The organism is Campylobacter mucosalis, assembly GCF_013372205.1.
GTDB lineage: Bacteria > Campylobacterota > Campylobacteria > Campylobacterales > Campylobacteraceae > Campylobacter_A > Campylobacter_A mucosalis.
In genome coordinates this window covers 345,793-366,284 of the sequence record NZ_CP053831.1, presented here as the reverse complement: position 1 = coordinate 366,284, position 20,492 = coordinate 345,793, and the positions used below count along the sequence as shown (strand labels likewise).

The following is a 20,492-nucleotide window of genomic DNA, read 5'->3' as shown; positions in this document are numbered from 1 at the left end:
CCTACTCTTCTTGTGTGCTTTCTAGCTCGTCACTATAATCAGCCATAGCCATACGCTTAAGCTGTCTGTATCTGCGTTTTGCGTCATTCTGGTTGTGCAAGAACAACTCATCGGCGTGTTCTGGATTTGACTTTTTAAGTGCATTGTATCTAACTTCATTTAGCAAAAATTCCTGATAAAGCGACCAGTCTGGCTCTTTTGAAGTTATCTTTAGTGGATTTTTACCCTCTTTAATGAGAGTCGGATCATAAATATATGTTGGCCAGTATCCGCACTTTGTAGCTAGTTCGGCTTGATCTCCTGAGTATGTTAAGCCACCTTTTATACCGTGTGCTATACACGGAGAGTAAGCTATAACAAGACTTGGTCCATCGTATGCTTCAGCTGCCATAAGGGCTTTTATCACGTTTGCTTGACTAGCGTTTGAGTTAATCTGAGCAACAAATATATTTCCATAAGTCATAGCAATATAGCCAAGATCTTTTTTCTGCATAGGCTTTCCACTTGCGGTAAATTGCGCTATTGAACCAGCACGAGATGATTTTGAGCTTTGTCCGCCAGTGTTTGAATAAACCTCCGTATCAAGCACGAGAACATTTACATTCTCACCACTTGCTAACACGTGATCAAGACCGCCAAAGCCAATATCATAAGCCCAGCCGTCTCCACCTATAATCCACTGAGATTTTGCTATTAGATATCGCTTAAGACTTAAAATTTCTTTTACACCCACAACGTCTAAATTTTGCTCCAAGATAGGAACTAAAATTTTTGTTATCTGTGCAGATTTAATGCCATCTTTTTTAAATTCCAACCAGTCGTTATAAAGTGCACTAAGGGCATTTGGTACACTATCTTTTGTACGTGTCATAATATCAGCTATGCGGTGGCGTATAGTTTCGGTGGCTACTTTCATACCCATACCAAACTCGGCATTATCTTCAAAAAGGGAATTTGCCCACGCAACACCGTGCCCATCTTTATTTTTAGTATATGGAGTTGAAGGCGCAGAACCACCATAAATCGAACTACAACCTGTCGCATTTGCAGCTATCATGCGATCACCAAAAAGTCTTGTAACTAGCGTAATATAAGGCGTTTCTCCACAACCAGGACAAGCTGCGTGAAATTCGAATAACGGCTGAGCAAAGCTAGAGCCTTTAACGCTATCTTTACCCATTAAATCATCTTTGTAAGTTACGCTCTTAAATAGATAATCAGCATTAACCTGTTCGTTTTTATCAAGCTCCTCGCCAAGTGGAACCATAACGAGTGATTTTTCTTTACTAGGGCAGTTTTGAGCACATAACTCACATCCTGTGCAATCAAGCGGACTTACTTGAATTTTATATTTTAAGCCCTTAACCTCTTTGCCTTTTGCCTCTAAGACGTGATCTTTTACGCTTTGTGGGGCTTTGCTTAGCTCATCATCGTCTATTAAAAATGGTCTTATAACTGCGTGTGGGCACACAAAAGCACACTGGTTGCACTGGATACAATTTTGCTCTATCCATTTTGGCACCATTACTCCCACACCACGCTTTTCATAAGCTGTCGTTCCAGCCTCAAAGCTACCATCTTCATAGCCTAAAAACGCAGAAACAGGCAAATCATCGCCCTTTGCAGCATTTATAGGTTTTACGATTTTTTCGACAAATTGTGTGCCCTCATAGGCCAAATTTGAAGTGGTCGTATCATCTAAATTTGCCCAAGCAGGATCAACGCTAACCTTTACAAGCCCATCCGCACCAACATCTATTGCCTTATAGTTCATCTGAACTATCGCTTCGCCCTTTTTGGCATAAGTTTTTGACGCATACTCTTTCATATATTTTTGTGCGTCTTCAAAAGGTATGATGTCTGCTAGTTTAAAAAATGCAGATTGCATAATTGTGTTTGTGCGGTTTTTTAGTCCTATCTCAGAAGCAAGTTTGGTTGCATTTATGATATAAAATTTAACATCTCTTTGAGCTAAAATTTTCTTAACTTTATTTGGCAGTCTTGATATAGTTTCAGCCTCGTCCCATATAGAATTTAAAAGAAACGTTCCGCCATTTCTAATGCCACCTATAACATCATAAAGCTCAAGATATGCAGCCACTGAACAAGCGACAAAATGAGGGTTTGAAACCAAATATGTCGAGCGGATAGGATTTTTACCAAAACGCAGGTGGCTTCTTGTATAACCGCCTGATTTTTTACTATCATACGCAAAATACGCCTGTGCGTAAAGATCGGTCTTATCGCCGATTATTTTGATTGAGTTTTTATTAGCACCAACGGTTCCATCAGCTCCAAGTCCGTAAAAAAGACACTCTTTTACACTCTCATCACTAAGCGAAATTTTCTCACCCAAAGGCAAAGATGTAAAAGTAACATCATCTACAATACCAACTGTAAAGCCATTTTTTGGCTCATCTTGCTTTAAATTTTCAAAAACTGCCAACATTTGGGCTGGATCTACATCTTTTGAGCTAAGACCAAAGCGACCGCCTACGATTTTAGGCTGATTTGCATGTCCATAAAATGCAGCTTTTATATCAAGATACAAAGGCTCTCCAAGGCTTCCTGGCTCTTTTGTCCTATCAAGAACTGCTATTTTTTTAACACTTGTTGGCATAACATCAAAAAGATATTTTAGGCTAAATGGACGATACAAATGAACCTTAATAACGCCAACTTTCTCGCCCTTTGCCCTTAAATGATCGACCACTTCCTCAAGCACTTGTGTAACAGAGCCCATAGCAACAATAATACGCTCGGCATTAGGATCGCCGTAGTAGTTAAATGGCTTATACTCACGTCCAGTTATTTTTGAAATTTCAGATAGATACTGGGCCACTATATCAGGCACAGCGTCATAAAATCTGTTTGCAAGTTCGCGTGTTTGAAAGTAAATATCATCATTTTGAGCTGTTCCGCGTGTTTTTGGATTTTCAGGATTCATAGCGTCATCTCTAAATTTCTGCAACGCCTCTTTGTCAAGCAATCTATCAAACTCTGCGTAGTCCATAAGCTCGATTTTTTGTATCTCGTGACTAGTTCTAAAGCCGTCAAAGAAGTGTAAAAACGGTACACGCCCTTTAATAGCAGATAGGTGTGCGACACCAGCGATATCCATAACCTCTTGCACAGAGCCGCTAGCAAGCATAGCAAAACCGGTCTGACGACAGGCGTAAATATCTTGATGATCTCCAAAGATCGAGAGTGCTTGAGCTGCGATAGAACGTGCACTAACGTGAATAACGCCAGGCAACAGCTGTCCTGCTATCTTATACATATTTGGAATTTTAAGCAAAAGACCTTGTGAAGCCGTGTAAGTCGTAGTCAACGCACCAACTTGGAGTGAGCCGTGCACCGTTCCAGCAGCTCCAGCCTCACTTTGCATCTCAACTATTTTAACCGGCATACCAAATAAATTTTTCTTTCCTTGAGTCGCCCAAATATCGGTATAATCAGCCATTGGCGAACTTGGCGTAATAGGATAAATACCGGCAACTTCAGTAAAAGCATACGCTGCATACGCAGCTGCTTCGTTGCCATCCATTGTTTTCATTATCTTACTCATATTTTTCCTTAAAAATTTTAATCTCGTATTATAAAATGATTTTTTAAATATTATGCTTAAGTGATGTTTTTTAAAATATTTTGAAGCTAAATTTTAGCAACCAAACTCTTTTGCAAATAAAACAGCTTCGAGTGGATTTTTAAAAATTTTATCGTTGTATTGGCTTAAAATACTAAAATCACAATAACCACAAAGAACGCTCAGTGCCGTTACATTTGCAGAATTTGCAGCTTGTATGTCAAGCGGAGTATCGCCTATCATAAAGGTATTTTCACGCTGCTTTTCGCTGGAATTTAGTCTACTTAGTGCTAAATTTATCGGTTCTGGATTTGGCTTTGGATAGGTTACGTCATTTTTGCCAATCAGGACTTTAAAATAGTCAAAAACACCCAAATGTTTTAATAAATTTGGCAAAAACAAAGACCCTTTTGTAGTTACAACCCCAAGATCTGCAAAACTATAAGCCTCTTTAAGAGCCTCTTTTGCGGACTCTATCAATGTTGTCTGTTCTAAATAAACCTTGTGGTATGCTTGTCTATATGCGTCAACATAGTTATTAACCTCATCTTTTCTTACCCCAAGCATAACAAACATATCCTCTAATGTATGACCTATTAGGGATTTTAGTTTATTTATGTCTGGTGTATCTTTACCTAAAAACGTAAAGGCTGTGTTAAAACTATGAACTATTGCAGGAGTTGAATCTATAAGTGTGCCGTCTAAATCAAAAAGTATAATTTTTTTCAAATTTAAAACTCTAAAATGGGGCCATTAAAGCCCCATAATTTAAAAGCTAAATTATTTATTAAAAGTAGCTTCAACGCGTCTATTTTGAGCGCGTCCCTCTTTTGTATTATTTGTAGCAACAGGCTTAGTTTCGCCATATCCTACTGTTGAAATTTTACTAGCGTCTACACCAAAACCTTCAAGAGTTTTTGCAACTGCATTTGCTCTTTTTTCAGATAGTTTTTGGTTGTAAACTTCTTTGCCCACGCTATCAGTGTGACCAGCTAGAACTACTCTGTATTCAGGGTGCTCAGACATAAACTCAGCTACTTTTTTAATCTCAGCAGCATAAGTTGGGCTTACTTTATAGCTGTCAAATGCAAAATTTACGCCAAGATCGCGAAGAACGATAACTTTTTCACAACCTGTTTCATCAACAACTACACCAGCTGGTGTGTTAGGGCATTTATCTAAATCATTTACTACACCATCGTTATCATCATCGTTTGAAGTAGCAACCGCAGCAGCAACTGGAGCAGTAGCAACAGCAACAGCTGGAGCTTTTGAGTCAAGACCTATACCAAAGCCTAATGTGTAGAATAGATTGTGATCAGCGTGTTCAAATTTGATAGCATCTCTAACCTCAGCTTTAAGAGCAAAAACGTCAGTAACTTGGTATCTTAGTCCAAGACCATACTGACCAAAACCGCCATCTTCGTTATCAACAAAATGCTTTGAAAGATCTTCATAACCAGCACCAACTAAACCATAAAGGCTGAAGTCGCCAAAGCTAACAACATCTTTTACAACATTTAAAAAGTATCTAGTTGCGTGTCCACCACGACTTACGCCATTAACTGTTTCAGTCGCTCTGTGTGAGTAGTCAAGACCTAGTTCTACTTGATCAAAGAATACGCCTTCTAGGTTTCTAGCAGCTCTAATACCAGCTGTAACCTTATCGTTAAGACCTAGATTTCCCTCAGGGTGAACTCCGCCAACTGTTGGAGTTATCTCGTAATTATACGCTGCATTTGAAGCAAAAAGAGCAGATGCAGCAACCATAGCTAAAGCAATCTTTTTCATAAGACTTCCTTTCCTATTTTGAAGTTGAAGCTGAATTATATCATAAAATTTTAAATAAAGAAGTAAAAAAGTAAATAAACGGAAACTAAAAGAAAAATTTTATTAAAAAAGCTCGAGTAAAGATACTCGAGCAAAATACTAATATTAGCGTTTTGAGAATTGTGGGCTACGTCTAGCTTTTCTGCGACCAAATTTCTTACGCTCAACTGTTCTTGAGTCACGAGTAAGAAGTCCTTTTGGTTTAAGAGCTGCTCTAAAATCAGCATCCATTGCGGCTAAAGCACGTGAAATTCCGTGTCTTAAAGCCTCAGCCTGTGCAGAGTAACCACCGCCAAGTGTAGTTGCAGTCACGTCTATAAGGCTCTCTTGTTTTGTCACAAGAAGTGGCTGGATAACCTTTAGCTTTATAGCTTCGTGACCACCAAGCCAAGTGTTTAGATCCATTCCATTAACTAAAATTTTACCGCTACCAGCTTTTATCCAAACTTTAGCAATAGCTGTCTTTCTTTTACCTGTTGCATAAACTTTTGCCATAATTATTTTCCTTCTTTAGCTATTTGAGCTGTGTGTGGATGCTCACTACCTGCATACACTTTTAGTTTTTTTATCATCTCTTTGCCAAGTTTCGTCTTTGGAAGCATACCACGAACTGCTAACTTGTAAAGCTTAACTGGGTTAGAAACTAATAAATCACCAAACTTCTCACTCTTTACGCTACCAAAATAGCCAGAGTGGCGATGATAAAGCTTTTGTTCTGCTTTGTTTGCACCTGTAAATTCAGCCTTTGAAGCGTTTATAATAATAACATAATCGCCACAATCTACGTTTGGAGTATAGTTTGGTTTGTGTTTGCCACGAAGTAGAGTTGCAACTTCGGTAAGTAATCTACCAAAACGCTTACCAGTAGCGTCTAGCACTATCCAGTCACGCTTAACTTCGTTTGGCTTTGTTATCTTTGTCATTTTCTGCCTTTGCCAAATAAATTAAAACGTGATTGTATAAAAATAAAACTTATATATAGCTAAATTTAAGTAAGGTTTAAATATCAATTGATGAAATTCTATCTCTTAAAATATAAAAAATTACACCGCTTATCTTTTTATCTGGGAAAATTTTACCCAAAATTTGCACATATTCTTTTACTTGAGTGATGTTGCTTTCAATGCTAAAATCAGAGCTTTTATAGTCTATAACGACTACTTCATCATCTTTTACGCACAACAAATCAAGCTGTTTTTGCTCGTTTTCAAACATCAAAATTTGCTCTTTATAAACTCTAGCTCCATTTAAAATAGAGCCAAATTTGCTATCTTTTATCAGACTTAAGGCTCTGTTTTTAATATCATCCAGGCTATCTTTATCTAAAAATTTTGCAAATTTATTACACATTAGCGTCCAGGCTTTGCTTATTGACGGCTCGTTAAATTCCGTGCTCATTTCAAGTAAATAGTGAAGTGCTGTGCCAAAATATATGGCTTGTAAATTTTTATCGCTATTTTCGGTTTTATCAACGCTCTCATCGCGTGGGACGGACACTAGTTTTATCATTTTTTGTGCGGATTTTTTATCACTATTAACTTCGCTTTTAACAACTACTCCGCTTTTTAAACAATCAAGTTCTAATACTCCGGTTTTAGAGCCATTTTTTAGCAAATATTTTGAAAAATAGCTTGGATTTTTGCCGTCAGGAGTTAGGCGTTTGACGATTATTAGAGAATTTTTAGCCCTAGTCATCGCAACATAAAGCTTATTTAACTCCTCCTCATCGTCTAATTCTTTGCTATGCTCTTTTAGCTTTGCATAGTTATCGTCAAAATACTCCCTATTTGGCACTTTTTGACATATTTGCCAACCATTTTGTATATCATATTCATACAAAAATGGCTCGGTATCATTTGCACCTCTGCTGATTTTATCGCAAAGTATGACGTGTTTAAACTCAAGCCCTTTTGACTTATGAACGGTCATCACTCTCACGCCTGATACGTTATCTTTAGCGATACTAGCGTCGCTATTTTCAAAATCAAATATAAAATCGCTAATAGATGGGCTTTGCGAGGCTATTTCAAAGAGTTTTAAAATATCCAAATTTTGTAAACTCATACCAGCTTTTTTGGCTAAATAAAACAGAGTTTCCTTGGCAGTTTTACTAAAATCGATCTCAACCATATCAAATTTAGCATCCACGTAAGAAGTGGCATTTTGACGATAAATTTCATCTTTAAATAGGCAAAATTTAGTGTAATTTACAAACGCAAAAACACAAGGAGAATTCCTTAAAAGCATACCACCCTCATCTCTTGCGTTTATGTTTTTAGCACTCAAGGCATCGCAAATAGCCCTAATATCATCATTTTTCCAGCAAAGAATGCTAATATCATCGGCACAAACTCCATTTTTAATAAGCCACTCCACTTTTTTTACACACTCTAAAACTATCTCATCACTCGCGCAAATTTCTAAATATCCCTCACGCTCTTTATCATCTTTTAGCGTCGGTTTTTGCGTGGCGTAACCATCTATTTTTGTCTTAAAAACGCTATTTACATACTCAACTAAAATTTTAGCACTTCTGTAATTATACTCCAAGCTTTGTGTATTAATGTGAGAAAAATCCTCTCTTAGCTTATTAAAAAGCTCCTTTTTGCCACCACGAAATCTATAAATGCTTTGCTTTGTATCACCCACGTAAAAGAAGCTTCCAATCCCGTTTTGTCCGTGTCCTGAAACAATCTCTTCAATAAGTGGCCTTATGATATTATACTGAGTGACATTTGTATCTTGAAACTCGTCAATCAAAAGGTGAGTGATAGTCCCGTCTAGCCTAAAATATAGCATATCTTTATCTGTGCTACTAAGTAGCCTTGCGACCAGCTTTGTGACATCGCTAAAACTAAGCTCGTTTAATTTGACGTTTAAATCAAATCTAGCCTTTTTATAAATTTTTAAAAATTTACACATCTGATAAATTTTATACTGCTCAAGATTTATCACATACTCTTTTAGTTCGAGCTTTAGCTTGGCAAATTTCTCATCAAACTCATCTGTATAAATTTTAGAAAACGTCCTATAATCAAGACTCTCTCTTGATAAAAATGGCTTTTGTAGCAACTCATCTGCACTTTTTACATCAAATGCGTTTATAGCGTCTTTTGAGCTGTTTTCGTTGTTTGATATTTTTTCTTTAAACCACGAAACCACGGACATCACTTTTGTATCATTTGGTGGCTCTTTACTTGCTAAATCAAGCTCATCAAAATTCTCATAAAAGGTATCAAGAGTATTAAAAAAACTACCTTTTGACTTTGAAAAATATATGATGTAATAGGCTAATAAATTTAAAAGTTCTGGCTCTTTAGCAACCTCTTTTATGAAATTTGCGTTTAAAATTTCAGCCACTTCACTGCTGTTTTTATAATCTGGGCTAAGCCCTAAATTTAGGCTAAATAGCCTTAAAATAAGAGCAAAAAAAGAGTCAAACGTCATAATTTTTAAATTTGATGATAAAAACTCATCTTGCAACTTATCCCTTAAGGCTAAAACTTCGTTTGTATCTTTAATATTTAAAATTTCACACACTGCGTCTAGTTCGCTAGGTTTGGTTGATAAATTTAAAAATGTATCGATGATACGCGAACTCATCTCATTTGCAGCTTTTTTTGTAAATGTAAGGGCTGTTATGCTTTTTGGGTTTGCACCGCTTAAAATAAGAGCTACGTAACGAACGCTAAGTGCGAATGTTTTGCCACTTCCTGCACTTGCTTCTAACGCCAAGTATGGATCTTTGATTTTCATTTAAGACCTCTACAAATCGTAAAATATGCACAATAGTGACAATTGCTTGAAATTTCAGGCTCAAAGCTAACTGGCTTTTTAAAATACTCTTTAATGCTAGTAAAATACTCTTTTAAAATTTGCATATCGGTTTGTGCAAAAACTAGCTTCATCTCATCTTTTAAGTCATAAAAATAGCACTCGGCCTTAACGCCTAAAAGTGCCTGGTAAAAACTAAGCTGGAGCGTATCTTTTGGCAAACTACCGCTTTTGTAATCAATAATACAAAGCTCGTCGCCACGACAATCTATGCGGTCTATCTTACCCTCAATTTCCACGCCCTCAAAGATGTTTTTAAAACCAACTTCAAGCTCTTTAACTCTCCAGCCATCATCAAAATGAGCATTTTCACTTTGAGCAAAAGTTTTAAATTTCTGCCTTGCTATCTCAAGATCAAGCTTGTTAAGTCCCTTTGTTGATAAAATGGCTAGAAATTTAGACAGGTCAAATTCCTTGTGCGTGTTATAGTATTCAAAAAGTGCGTCGTGGTAGGCATTTCCTATGAAATTTGAGCCACCCACACCAAGCGATCTTGGCTCACTAAAACCGCAAACATATCTGTAATAATACTTTCTGGGGCAAGTTAAAAATGTGTTAAGCCTTGAAAATGAGAGTGGTTTTGCAAAAAAATTATGCTCTAAAAGTGGCGATGTTTGATTAAACACTGCCAATTTACCGCCACTAAAAAGCCTTAAATACTCCTGCTCATCATACTCGCTGTCCTCTACACAAGTAAATGAGTTTAAGAACCTAGAGGATATACGACTCTCATCAAGCACGTAAGAGATGGCTACTTTTTTAGCCGAGCCAATTAGGCTTTCATAGTAAAATCTTTGCAAATTTTCTCTATCGGTGTAGCTTATAAGCCCAGCTTTTTGGCGAACTTTTGAGCTTAAAAACATCTCATTTACGCTTCTTTTTGGAACAAATTCATCGTTAAAATCAACGATAATAACACCATCAAAGCAAAGCCCCCTACTCTCAAGAAGCCCCATAACCTTTACAGCTCCACCGCCAACATCATCTATACTTCTATCTTTAAATCTTAAGAGAAAAAACTCAAGAGCTTGAGCTAGACTAAGTCGCTTTTGCTCTATTAAATTTTTTAAGAAAAATAGCTCCTCTTTGAAAATTTCGCTAAGTCTATTTTCGCCACAAACATCAAAAATTTCGCACAAAATCTCTGAAAAAATATCAAAACCAACTATAAGATTAAAGTGCATTTTTATCTTTAAAAAAAGCTCATTTGGTAATTTTGCAAAATTTAAAAAGCTATCATTTTTTTCTAAAATTTTATTATCTAACTTAAAATAATCCGTGCTTAAAATCGGCTCATTACCCTCTTTTAAACACTCACAAATTTTAAAAACGAGTGTGTAAAATTTTGTATTTTTAACGCTTTTGCCCATAGCAAAGCTTAGCATTTTAGAGCTATCGTGAAGCGATAAAATTTGTGAAAAACTCTCATCTGGCAAGATGACAACTATACGCTTTGCGTCTATGCCGTCTTTTATAAATGTTGAAATTTTTTCAAAAACAAAAGCCGATTGCAAACTCTGTAAAGAAAATGACTTAGTCGTAACAATCCTATTTTTAGCACACGCCCTAATCGCCCTTAACTCGCCACTACCAAGCGACAGCTCGTACTCAAAATACATAGCAAAATCATCAATGCTTTTGTTTGAAATTTCAGCTATTTTTTTAATGAGTTTTGTATTTAAATTTGATGTTTTAAAGTAAATTTTCACAGGGGTTTTTAATGCTAAAATCACCTCCCACTCAAATTCACTCAAAAGCCCGTCTATGTGGATATTTATACTATCAAAAGAGCTTATATAACTCTCATTTAAACTATAAACTTCTGGCAAAATAATAGCGTCATACAAACCATTTTGCAACAAAATTTCCTTATAATTTTGTGCCACCTCGCTTAAAATTTCAATATGCTCTTCATAATTTGCATAAATATCGCTAAATTTCAGATCATCAAAACTCTTTTTTTGATGATACACCTCTTTAAAAAATGAGAAAAGATAGTCATTATTTTTTAAAAATGCAAAAAATTCATTTGGGATATTAAGAACGCTATTTGCACGGTAACAACGCGAACAAGCCTCGTTCATATATATCAAAAGCTCACTATCGCTGGCTTCATTTAAGCCATTTACCATAATAGCTTTTGAGAAAAATTCGCCAATACTCATACTCTTTGGCACGAGGGTATTTGAAAATGATGAGTTAAACTCCCTTATTGCACGTAGGCTGGTAAATACATTTAGATCATTTAACAACAAAAAACTCCAGCTTATAAAATCCAACGATGTCTTGTGCTGATAATTTTAGCATAATCTGCCATCTGCCTTCAAGAGTTGGTTCTATTTTGCTGGTAGTTAGAATGTTGTCATTTATTGTGGCGTTTAGCTCTTTGTTGTATGCGTTTGTATCGGGTCTGGTAAGTAGTATTTGGTAGTTTAAATTTATCTTTTCATCTGTCTTTGGAGTGATTGCTATTTTGACATTTTCATCACTTTTGATTTTAAATTTTTGCGTCTTTAAAGATACGCTAAATTTCTCATCAAATGCCTTTTGTTTTGCGATTATCTCATTTATATTGTCATTTACGATAGTTTTGTTTTGTAAATAAAAGCCGTCAAGCTCAACTGGATAGTCAAGGCTAACCCAAATCGTTCCAACGCAAAGTGCAACGCAACCTAAAATACTAATAACTATGCCATAAGGCCAAAACGTCTTTTTATCTCTCATTTTTTCACTCTTTTTCTATAAAATATCACAACCAAAACAAAAATAAACGACGCATATACAAAAAGTCTTAAAATATTCATTGTATCTTTGTTTGCATTGCCGATAGAATTTTCAAGCGTAATGCCCTTTGACTTTGCTATCTGCTCGGCTATATCTGCATATCCATTTAGCATAGCAGCGTTGTATATGTCTTTGCCCTTGTTACTAGCTAAAATAGGTAATATCGTCCCTTTTTCAGGATATGGGCTTAGAGTTTTTTCTTTATCAAAAAGAGTAAGTGTCTGCTCATCGGCAAAAATTTCAACCTTTTTATTTGTAACATCAAGTATTAAAAATGCGTATGGTGGCTTTAAATCAAGCTTATCAAAAGAGTCCTTTAATCCAAACTCAGTCTTATTATAAACACCTACACCAGCGTAAATTCCACTCTTTGAATAAAGTTCATTTGCTATACTTTGTATCTTTTGCTCAACTTTTTGGCTTAAAATTTTATCACTATTTATTACAAAACTATCCGCAAAAAGAGTAATCGAAAAAGAAAAAAGGGCAATAAAAATGCCCTTTAAGTTTAAAAATTTCATCCTACAAAAAGATGATTTGGCGTAAGAACAGCCCACGCACAAATCGCACCTGCAACTAGGGTCAATACTACTATCATTTTTTCTAAAATAGCCATTACTTATCCTTTATCACAAAGTGTTTTGAGTTATCGGTGTTTTTAAACTGCACAGCTGTTGGATTTTCAAGCTTGTATGGCTTGTTTGCAACATCTTGTTGTAAGATAATCGCAAAATATGTAAGAACAGCTAAAATACTAAGCAATAACACAGTCGCTATAAGCATACCCGTCGCACCATTTAGTGCAAAAACCGATCTGTTTGTATTTTCCATCTATTTACCCCTTGAAAGTGAGATAATATACTCGCCAACAGCTTTTTGCTGAATTTCATTTAGCATAGTATCAAATTTAGGCATAGCACCTATATCGCCGTGTTTGCCTCTTTTTAACACATCTACAACAAAATCACTAGTGCCGTATTTTGTAAGGTCAGGGAAGGTACCATCCATACCCTTGCTATCTTCGCCGTGGCAAGATGTACAAGCACCATAAGCCTCTTTGCCTTGATTTACTAAATTTTCATTTTTAGTATATTTAATGCCTGAAATTTCCTTTGCTACGTAAGCTGCGATAGCTTTAGCAGTTGCGTCATCACCTGCCATACCGCCTGGCATTTCACCACCAGGATAGCCAAGACCTTTTGAGCCTTTTACGATGACGTCAAATAATCCCTGCTCACTACCCCACTTGCTAAGATCGGCTGCTTTATTACCCATACCGTCGCCAGTAATGCCGTGACAAGCCGAGCATTGAACCAAGAATATGCCCTCGCCCATATCTCTAAGTTTTTTATCGTCTAGATTTGCGTGTTCTTTGCTAAATTTCTCGTTAGCTGTTTTTACTTCATCGTTGTATTCGCCAATTTGAGAGTATGAATTTAGCGGATAGCCGACTAAAAAATACCAAATCGCCCAAACTAGCAACACTACAAAGCTAACTGCCCAGCCTATTGGCAAGGGGTTTTTATACTCCCCTATGCCGTCCCAATTTTCATCTGCCATTTCAACCGACGCATTATCTTTTGCGTCTTTCATTTGATTTACATACTTACCTGCTATGGCGATCGTTAAAATAACGAGTGAAGCCAAGCCGATTATAGAAAGTAAATTTACATTATCTTGTAAGTTAAACCACTCCATATCAAGCCCCTTTTTAAATCTTTCTCTCTAAAATAGTGCTATCAAGATCATCTTGTATCGCCAGGTTTGAATACTTTTCATAATCTCTTCTGCCTGTGCGTTCTGATCTGTAAAGATGATAGCAATAGCCATAAAGCACGCAAACTAAAAACACTACAAAAAAGAAAAAACCATAAGCTTGTAACTCTCTTATAGTTTGCATATCCATAGCTTTTCTCCTATTTTAAACTATTTAAATACGCGATTAGTGCAACTATCTGACGTATTTCCCCACGCTCAAACGCCTTTTTAATCTCAGGATCTTTCATCTGCTCAACTATTGCAGCAGCCTCGGCATTTACCTCAGCTTTTGTAATATCAAAGCTACCAAGCTTTGGCATATCGGCTTGATCATAAGGCACACCAAATACATTTTTTATAGTTAAAGCCTCAGCATAAGCCGTATCTATGTCTGAGTTTTTATCAAACAGATGTTTATAAGCTGGCATTATAGAGCCTGGAACTACTGAAGTTGGCTCTTTCATATGATTTTCGTGCCAATCGCTTGTCCTATAATTTCCTACACGCATTAAATCAGGACCAGTTCTTTTTGAGCCCCAAAGGTGCGGTCTATCATAGGCATACTCTCCGCTTAGAGAATACATACCATATCTATCTGTTTCACTCTTAAATGGACGTATCATCTGTGTATGACAAGCGTTGCAGCTCTCTTGCATATAAACGTGTTTTCCAGCAAGTTGCAAAACGCTATAAGGTTTTGTCCCCTCTACCGGTCTAGCACGATTTGTAAAATCAGGTAAAATTTCAACCACACCAGCATAAGCGATCACTAAAAACACGGCGACCGCAAAGAAAAATGGATTTTTCTCTAAGAAACTAAACATTTGCCACCTCCACATCTCTAGCACCACCCATAGGCGAAGCATTTTTTGGCTCTACCTCTACAATAGGAGCAGAGAGAGATTTTAAGATATTGTAAGTAAATATAAAAAATCCTATTAAATACAATGCGCCACCAATAGCCCTTATCCAGTAGTATGGGATTAGTACAACAACGGTATCTATAAAGCTATAAAGCAAGTTACCATAGCTATCTGTTGCTCTCCACATCATACCTTGTGTGATACCAGCTATCCACATTGAAGCAAAATATAGCACTATACCTGTTGTTTGTATCCAAAACTGAACTTCCATAAGTGATTTTGAGTAAATTTGGCGTTTAAATACGCGTGGCGTCATATGATAAAGTGCCGCCATAGTCATAAATCCTATCCAACCCAAAGCTCCGTCGTGAACGTGTCCAGGAACCCAATCTGTAAAGTGTGCAAGGGCATTTACTGATTTTACAGATAAGATAGAGCCTTCAAGAGTTGAGAACATATAAAATGTCGAAGCTAGGATCATAAATTTTATAAGAGGATTTTCACGTAGCTGAACCCACTCGCCTTTCATAGTCAAAAGTATATTTATCGCTGAACCCCAAGATGGCAGTATAAGAACTATTGAGAAAATAGAACCCATAGTCTGCATCCAATCAGGCACAGTTGAGTAAATGAGATGGTGGCCACCAGCCCAAAGATAGATAAACATAAGCCCCCAAAATGAAAATAGTGAAAGCTTGTATGAATATATAGGCTGTCCACTCTCTTTTGGCAAGAAGTAGTAAATTTGGGCTATGATAGCAACGGTAAATATAAATGCAACAGCATTGTGCCCAAACCACCATTGAACTAGGGCGTCATTTGAACCTGCATACATAGAAACTGAGTGCAACCAAGAGCCATATCCGCTAACTAAACGCGTAGGAATTTCCATATTGTTAAACAAATACAGCATTGCCACGCCAAGGAATGTAGCTATAAAATACCAAATAGAGATATAAAGCGTCTTCTCGCGGCGAATACCGATAAGCCCGAATATACTAACACCCCAAAGAACCCAAACAAGAACAACCAAAATATCTAGTGGCCACTCAAGCTCAGAATACTCTTTTGATGTGCTAACACCAGCAAATAGCGACACAACCGCACAGGCAAGTAAGATGATATAAAGCCAAAAATGAAGTTTGCCAACAAACATCAAAAATGGCGACTCGCTCATAGACACCTTTAAAACACGCTGTCCTATGTAGTACCAAGTAGCAAATATGCCAGAGAGCATAAAGCCAAAGATAATACCATTTGTATGAAGCGGTCTTAAGCGTCCAAACGTAGAATATTCGCCCGCTATATAGTTTAAGTCTGGATACGCCATTTGAAACGCTATAATAACGCCAAGAAGCATACCAACTATACCAAATACTAGCGTAGAAAACATAAACAACTTCGCTACGCTGTAATCATAACTCAGCATTTGACCAGGTCGCATTAAATTCCTCCTATTAAATTTCTGTTAATAAGTTTCGTTATTTTAAAATAAAAAAAATATGATTTAACTTAAAAACGCAACTTTTTTATTATTTTTTATTAACTTTTTTATTAATTTTTATTTAAAATTTGCCTCTATTTTATAGCCAAGTCCTGGGACATTTTTAACCAAATCTCCACCCGCCTTATCTCTCATACGCTTTACAAAAGTCCTTATAGCCGCTTCGCTGACATTTTCGCCTATCCAAACGATATTTTTAATATCTTCGTGTAATACGACATTGCCCAAATTTTCAACCAAAAGCGATATAAACGCAAGCTCTTTTTTCGTAAGCGGTATTGGCTCGTCGTTTTTTATAAGCACTTTTCTTGTCTTGCTAAAGCTATACTCGTCTGAAATTTTAACCACATTTGCTATCTCTAGCCTATCCTTTGCAACCGATTCTAGCATAGATAAAAGCTCATCAACATCAATTGGTTTCATTAAATATTTATTTATTCCAACATCTATCGCTTTTAAAAGCTTTTCCTTTTCGCTATGTGCCGAGAGCGCGATGATTGGCACATCACGCGAAATTTGCTTTATTGCACCAGTCATATCAAGTCCGTCCATAATCGGCATAGCAATGTCTGTCAAAACTATATCTGGGTTGTATTTTTTAAATTTCTTAAGCCCCTCATCGCCGTTTTGTGCGGTTATAACCTTGCTAAACTCATCCTTTAAAACCTCTTGCATAAGCTCTCTTGTGTCATTTTCATCTTCGACTATTAAGATTGTTAAATTTTTTAATGAATTTATCATCTACTTCCCCCTAATGGTAGCTCAATCGTAAATTGTGCCCCTTTCTCTACATTTGTCACTTTTATACTCCCTTTAAATTTATCAATAATCAACTTTGACATATAAAGCCCTATGCCCGTTCCTTGCAGTGAATGCTTGGTAGTAAAATATGGCTCGAAAATTTTATCTATTATTTTGCCATCTATTCCACCAGCGTTATCTTTTACGATTATGATGAAATTTTTACTATCTTTTTTGGTTTGTAAAATAACCTGTCTATCATCTATCTGACGCTCTATTAATGCGTCTTTTGCGTTGTTTAGTAAATTAATAATCACTTGCATAAGCTGACTTTGAAAGCCAAAAATTTCATCTTTTAGCTCATTTTCTACGACTAAATTTATCTTCTCTTTTTTTAGCGTCCCTTTTACCATAACCAAAGAATTTGTAATCGCGTCTGCCACACAAAACAGCTCTGGATCCTTACTATCGCTAAAAAATCCCCTAAAATCCTCAATCGTATTTGACATACTCTGTATAATTTTTTTACTCTTTTCATAGGGTATATCTATGTTTTGATTTAAACTCGCGTCTTTTTTTATCTTAAAAAGAGTAAGGCTTAGCTCGTTTAAGGGCTGACGCCACTGATGAGCGATATTTGCTATCATTTCGCCCATTGAAGCTAGGCGACTTTGCACCAAAAGCATTTTTGTCTTTTCTTCATTTTTTGCTATTTCAGAAGCAACAATATCTTTTAAATTTTCATTTAATTTACGCAACTCTGCGGTCTTTTCGCGAACTAAAAATTCCAAATTTTCATTTAAATTTACAAGCTCAGCCTCTTTTTGCATAAGGCGTTCGTTTAGCTCAATAATTTGCGTCACATCGTGGCGTATCGCTACAAACTCCTCAATCTCGCCCTTTGAGTTTAAAATAGGCGATATCGTAGTATTTAGATAAACGGTTTTGCCGTCTTTTGTCATATTTTTAGCAATGCCTTTATAGACCTTTTTATCCAAAATCGTCCCCCAAAGCAACTTGAAATTTTTAGACGGCACGTCTGGGTGGCGGACTATGTTGTGATTTTTGCCAATTAGTTCGTCTTTTGTATAGCCAAAAATTTTGCAAAACTCGTCATTTACAAAGGTAATAATGCCCTTTATATCGGTTTTTGAAACGATATTGCTCTCTTCTATCGCGTGTTGATACTGTTTAAATCTCGTGCTTATATTATCCACTTGCCATAAATCCTAAAAACGCAAGATATATGCCATTTAAAATCACGATTAAAATAGCGATTTTAAACGCAAAGTCTCTAAATTTATCTCCTAAAATTTTTAAAAAAAATCCCAAAAATAGCATAACTGGAAGCGTTGCCACGCCAAAAACTGCCATTACTAAAGCACCATTTAAAAAACTCCCTGCAAGTATGGATTGTGCCAAAAAATAATATACAAACCCGCAAGGCAAAAGACCATTTAAAAAGCCAAAAATGGCAAAATTTATGGGCTTATTTTTGCCTTTTATGCTAAAAATTTTTGCTGTTATCGCTCTTGAAATGCTCTCATTTTCTATAAATTTTAAAATTTTACTGCGAAAAAAAAGTGCCAAACCTATAAAAACCAAAATAAGCCCGACCACAAAAAACAGGGTCGCTCTAGCCTCTTTTGAAAAGACTAAAACCGCACCAAAACCACCAAATATACTGCCAAGCAAAATATAGGCTGTGATTCTTGAAATTTGATATGTTAAATTTAATAAAAATACGTTTTTGCTACTATTTAGGGTGCCAAAAAGGCTTATAAAGCCACCGCACATAAAAGCACAATGGCTAAAACTACCTAAAAACGCAACTCCAAAAATGGCTAATAGGCTTAAATTTTCCATTAAAGCATATCTGCAAACTGCCTAAAAATATACTTACTCTCGTTTGGTCCGCCACTTGCTTCTGGGTGGTGCTGAACTGAAAATACTGGATAGTCCTTGTATTTTACGCCTTCAATTGTATTATCAAACAAATTTCTATGCGTTATAACCGCAACTTCTGCTATGCTTTCAGGGACGTTATAGTTGTGATTTTGTGTTGTTATCTCAACTGATTTTGTCTGCAAATTTAACACTGGATGATTTGCACCGTGCTGTCCAAATTTTAGCTTGTATGTCGGATAACCAAAGGCGTTTGAAAGCAGTTGATGACCTAAACAAATGCCAAAAATAGGCACTTTTGCGTTAATTAACTTTTTAATCTCATCAATTTCGCTTACCAAATTTTTTGGCTCTCCGGGACCATTTGATAAAAATACGCCGTTAATTTGTCCGTTTTTAAACTGCTCTATTAAAATTTCTGCCTTGACATCGTGCGGATAGATGCTTACTTCAAGTCCAACCTCGCAAAGCTCATTTAGGATATTTCGCTTTACACCATAATCAATCACAGCGACTTTTTTACCGCTAGATTTTAGGCTTTTGTAGCGTTTTTCACTCACGCTCCAAGCAGCATTTTCGTGCGTATAAGACGCATTTGTGCTTACGATATTTACGTAGTTTGTCTCCTCTATCCTGCCAGCATTTTTTAGCTTTTGTTTTAGGCTTTCTGGGTCGCTATCAGTTGTTGAGATAAACGCCATTAAAGCACCCTCATCGCGTAGCATTTTAGTTAAAAATCTCGTATCAACGCCGTAAATACCAAATTTGCCCTGCTCTTTAAAATACTCATCAAGTGATTTTTTGGCTCTATAATTTGATACAAATTCGTTGTAATTTCGCATTATAATGCCACTTGCGTAAATTTTAGCACTCTCATTATCATCATCGTTTGTGCCGACAATACCAATCTCAGGCATCGTAAAAACTACAAACTGCCCGGCATAACTTGGATCGCTTGCAATTTCTTGATAGCCAGTCATTGATGTGTTAAACACAAGTTCACCAGCACACTCGCCACTAGCCCCAAATGCCTTTGCCTTTAAAAATGTGCCGTTTTGTATGTAGATGTAGGCGTCCATTAGAGCATTCCTCTTTTTTTAAGCTCGTCTTGATATAGTTTTTCAAAAACCAAATTGTATTCTTCAGTACCCGGAATTAGCTTTCGCTTGTAGTTTTCAATCTTATCAAGCACCTCATCTTCAATTTTTTCATAGGTTTTTAAATAGTTATCAATAGAGCCATAAATCACGTTTTTAACGCGGTTTTCTGACACGTTATATTCTACTAAATTTTCATCTAGTAGTTTATCTAAAATTTTATGAGCAATGGTGCTAAATCTATCTTCATAAGTTAAAATGACGCCAAACTCAGCTGAAAGCTTCTTTTTAATAAGCCAGAACATATTTTTGCGATCAACTTGCATAAGTTCCATCTCATCTTCTTTATCCTGCATAAGCTCATTTACGCGTTCTTCGAGTGCCTTTTCTTTTTTGACATCAGCTGATAAAATTTCGTCTGCAAATTTTGCTATTGGTTCAACGCCTTTTAAAAGTTTAACAAAACCAGAATTTAGCAGATCAATAGCTATTTTGTGTGCTATATATGGTGTGTGTGGGAGTTTTATACGCATAATTTTACCTTTAAATTTTTGCCACATTTTAGCCAATTTTAGGTAAAAACTTATTTA

The 20,492-nt window shown here is 36.3% G+C and carries 19 protein-coding genes; all 19 read right to left on the bottom strand.

All coding sequences use genetic code 11. The annotated features are described in order from the left end of the window. Position 1 precedes the first annotated feature (1 nt). Positions 2-3,568, bottom strand: a complete 3,567-nt coding sequence (gene nifJ, locus CMCT_RS01835) for a pyruvate:ferredoxin (flavodoxin) oxidoreductase (RefSeq protein WP_034969508.1) — start codon at positions 3,566-3,568, stop codon at positions 2-4. Positions 3,569-3,661: 93 nt separating this feature from the next. After that, positions 3,662-4,315, bottom strand: a complete 654-nt coding sequence (locus tag CMCT_RS01830; protein ID WP_034969507.1) for an HAD family hydrolase — start codon at positions 4,313-4,315, stop codon at positions 3,662-3,664. Between the two features lie 51 nt (positions 4,316-4,366). Further along, on the bottom strand, positions 4,367-5,377 hold the full coding sequence (locus CMCT_RS01825) for an OmpA family protein (RefSeq protein ID WP_034969505.1): 1,011 nt from the start codon (positions 5,375-5,377) through the stop codon (positions 4,367-4,369). 144 nt (positions 5,378-5,521) lie between these two features. After that, entirely contained in the window at positions 5,522-5,911 is a 390-nt protein-coding gene (rpsI, locus tag CMCT_RS01820; RefSeq protein WP_034969504.1) for a 30S ribosomal protein S9, read from the bottom strand. A gap of 2 nt (positions 5,912-5,913) precedes the next feature. Next, positions 5,914-6,339: a 50S ribosomal protein L13 gene (gene rplM, locus CMCT_RS01815; protein ID WP_034969502.1), complete on the bottom strand. Its 426-nt coding sequence runs from the start codon at positions 6,337-6,339 to the stop codon at positions 5,914-5,916. A 76-nt stretch (positions 6,340-6,415) separates the two neighbouring features. Then, on the bottom strand, positions 6,416-9,172 hold the full coding sequence (locus tag CMCT_RS01810; protein WP_034969501.1) for a RecB-like helicase: 2,757 nt from the start codon (positions 9,170-9,172) through the stop codon (positions 6,416-6,418). After that, positions 9,169-11,505: a PD-(D/E)XK nuclease family protein gene (locus tag CMCT_RS01805; protein ID WP_034969500.1), complete on the bottom strand. Its 2,337-nt coding sequence runs from the start codon at positions 11,503-11,505 to the stop codon at positions 9,169-9,171. Before CMCT_RS01805 ends, CMCT_RS01810 begins: the two co-directional genes overlap by 4 nt. Beyond that, positions 11,492-11,974, bottom strand: coding sequence for a FixH family protein (locus CMCT_RS01800; RefSeq protein WP_034969498.1), 483 nt, complete (start codon positions 11,972-11,974; stop codon positions 11,492-11,494). The genes CMCT_RS01805 and CMCT_RS01800 overlap by 14 nt, the downstream gene beginning before the upstream one ends. Then, positions 11,971-12,555 (bottom strand): hypothetical protein, encoded by a 585-nt coding sequence (locus CMCT_RS01795; RefSeq protein WP_034969497.1) that lies wholly within the window; start codon positions 12,553-12,555, stop codon positions 11,971-11,973. The genes CMCT_RS01800 and CMCT_RS01795 overlap by 4 nt, the downstream gene beginning before the upstream one ends. Before the next feature lie 94 nt (positions 12,556-12,649). After that, on the bottom strand, positions 12,650-12,865 hold the full coding sequence (locus CMCT_RS01790; RefSeq protein ID WP_034969495.1) for a DUF4006 family protein: 216 nt from the start codon (positions 12,863-12,865) through the stop codon (positions 12,650-12,652). Continuing rightward, a complete protein-coding gene (locus CMCT_RS01785; protein WP_169753182.1) occupies positions 12,866-13,732 on the bottom strand; it encodes a cbb3-type cytochrome c oxidase N-terminal domain-containing protein in 867 nt (288 codons plus the stop codon). It lies immediately after the preceding gene. Between the two features lie 13 nt (positions 13,733-13,745). Then, positions 13,746-13,940: a cytochrome c oxidase, cbb3-type, CcoQ subunit gene (locus CMCT_RS01780; protein WP_034969494.1), complete on the bottom strand. Its 195-nt coding sequence runs from the start codon at positions 13,938-13,940 to the stop codon at positions 13,746-13,748. A 10-nt stretch (positions 13,941-13,950) separates the two neighbouring features. Next, positions 13,951-14,616: a cytochrome-c oxidase, cbb3-type subunit II gene (ccoO, locus tag CMCT_RS01775; RefSeq protein ID WP_034969492.1), complete on the bottom strand. Its 666-nt coding sequence runs from the start codon at positions 14,614-14,616 to the stop codon at positions 13,951-13,953. Then, positions 14,609-16,099, bottom strand: a complete 1,491-nt coding sequence (gene ccoN / locus CMCT_RS01770) for a cytochrome-c oxidase, cbb3-type subunit I (protein ID WP_034969491.1) — start codon at positions 16,097-16,099, stop codon at positions 14,609-14,611. Before ccoN ends, ccoO begins: the two co-directional genes overlap by 8 nt. Positions 16,100-16,216: 117 nt before the next feature. Further along, entirely contained in the window at positions 16,217-16,900 is a 684-nt protein-coding gene (locus tag CMCT_RS01765) for a response regulator transcription factor (RefSeq protein WP_034969489.1), read from the bottom strand. After that, entirely contained in the window at positions 16,897-18,117 is a 1,221-nt protein-coding gene (locus tag CMCT_RS01760; RefSeq protein ID WP_034969487.1) for a PAS domain-containing sensor histidine kinase, read from the bottom strand. The genes CMCT_RS01765 and CMCT_RS01760 overlap by 4 nt, the downstream gene beginning before the upstream one ends. Then, positions 18,110-18,766 (bottom strand): sulfite exporter TauE/SafE family protein, encoded by a 657-nt coding sequence (locus tag CMCT_RS01755; RefSeq protein ID WP_034969485.1) that lies wholly within the window; start codon positions 18,764-18,766, stop codon positions 18,110-18,112. Before CMCT_RS01755 ends, CMCT_RS01760 begins: the two co-directional genes overlap by 8 nt. After that, positions 18,766-19,884 (bottom strand): glutamine-hydrolyzing carbamoyl-phosphate synthase small subunit, encoded by a 1,119-nt coding sequence (carA, locus tag CMCT_RS01750; protein WP_034969483.1) that lies wholly within the window; start codon positions 19,882-19,884, stop codon positions 18,766-18,768. Before carA ends, CMCT_RS01755 begins: the two co-directional genes overlap by 1 nt. Further along, the gene (locus CMCT_RS01745) at positions 19,884-20,435 is read right to left on the bottom strand and encodes a DUF507 family protein (protein ID WP_034969482.1); all 552 of its coding nucleotides are present in this window, start codon (positions 20,433-20,435) and stop codon (positions 19,884-19,886) included. The genes carA and CMCT_RS01745 overlap by 1 nt, the downstream gene beginning before the upstream one ends. Between the last annotated feature and the right edge of the window lie 57 nt (positions 20,436-20,492).

Bases quoted from the DNA above. Each gene is read 5' to 3' on its own strand.
- carA (WP_034969483.1), bottom strand. From the start codon at position 19,884: ATGGACGCCTACATCTACATACAAAACGGCACATTTTTAAAGGCAAAG.
- CMCT_RS01745 (WP_034969482.1), bottom strand. From the start codon at position 20,435: ATGCGTATAAAACTCCCACACACACCATATATAGCACACAAAATAGCT.
- CMCT_RS01755 (WP_034969485.1), bottom strand. From the start codon at position 18,766: ATGGAAAATTTAAGCCTATTAGCCATTTTTGGAGTTGCGTTTTTAGGT.
- CMCT_RS01790 (WP_034969495.1), bottom strand. From the start codon at position 12,865: ATGGAAAATACAAACAGATCGGTTTTTGCACTAAATGGTGCGACGGGT.
- CMCT_RS01800 (WP_034969498.1), bottom strand. From the start codon at position 11,974: ATGAGAGATAAAAAGACGTTTTGGCCTTATGGCATAGTTATTAGTATT.
- CMCT_RS01810 (WP_034969501.1), bottom strand. From the start codon at position 9,172: ATGAAAATCAAAGATCCATACTTGGCGTTAGAAGCAAGTGCAGGAAGT.
- CMCT_RS01765 (WP_034969489.1), bottom strand. From the start codon at position 16,900: ATGATAAATTCATTAAAAAATTTAACAATCTTAATAGTCGAAGATGAA.
- ccoO (WP_034969492.1), bottom strand. From the start codon at position 14,616: ATGTTTAGTTTCTTAGAGAAAAATCCATTTTTCTTTGCGGTCGCCGTG.
- nifJ (WP_034969508.1), bottom strand. From the start codon at position 3,568: ATGAGTAAGATAATGAAAACAATGGATGGCAACGAAGCAGCTGCGTAT.
- rpsI (WP_034969504.1), bottom strand. From the start codon at position 5,911: ATGGCAAAAGTTTATGCAACAGGTAAAAGAAAGACAGCTATTGCTAAA.
- CMCT_RS01785 (WP_169753182.1), bottom strand. From the start codon at position 13,732: ATGGAGTGGTTTAACTTACAAGATAATGTAAATTTACTTTCTATAATC.
- CMCT_RS01825 (WP_034969505.1), bottom strand. From the start codon at position 5,377: ATGAAAAAGATTGCTTTAGCTATGGTTGCTGCATCTGCTCTTTTTGCT.
- CMCT_RS01795 (WP_034969497.1), bottom strand. From the start codon at position 12,555: ATGAAATTTTTAAACTTAAAGGGCATTTTTATTGCCCTTTTTTCTTTT.
- rplM (WP_034969502.1), bottom strand. From the start codon at position 6,339: ATGACAAAGATAACAAAGCCAAACGAAGTTAAGCGTGACTGGATAGTG.
- ccoN (WP_034969491.1), bottom strand. From the start codon at position 16,099: ATGCGACCTGGTCAAATGCTGAGTTATGATTACAGCGTAGCGAAGTTG.
- CMCT_RS01780 (WP_034969494.1), bottom strand. From the start codon at position 13,940: ATGGATATGCAAACTATAAGAGAGTTACAAGCTTATGGTTTTTTCTTT.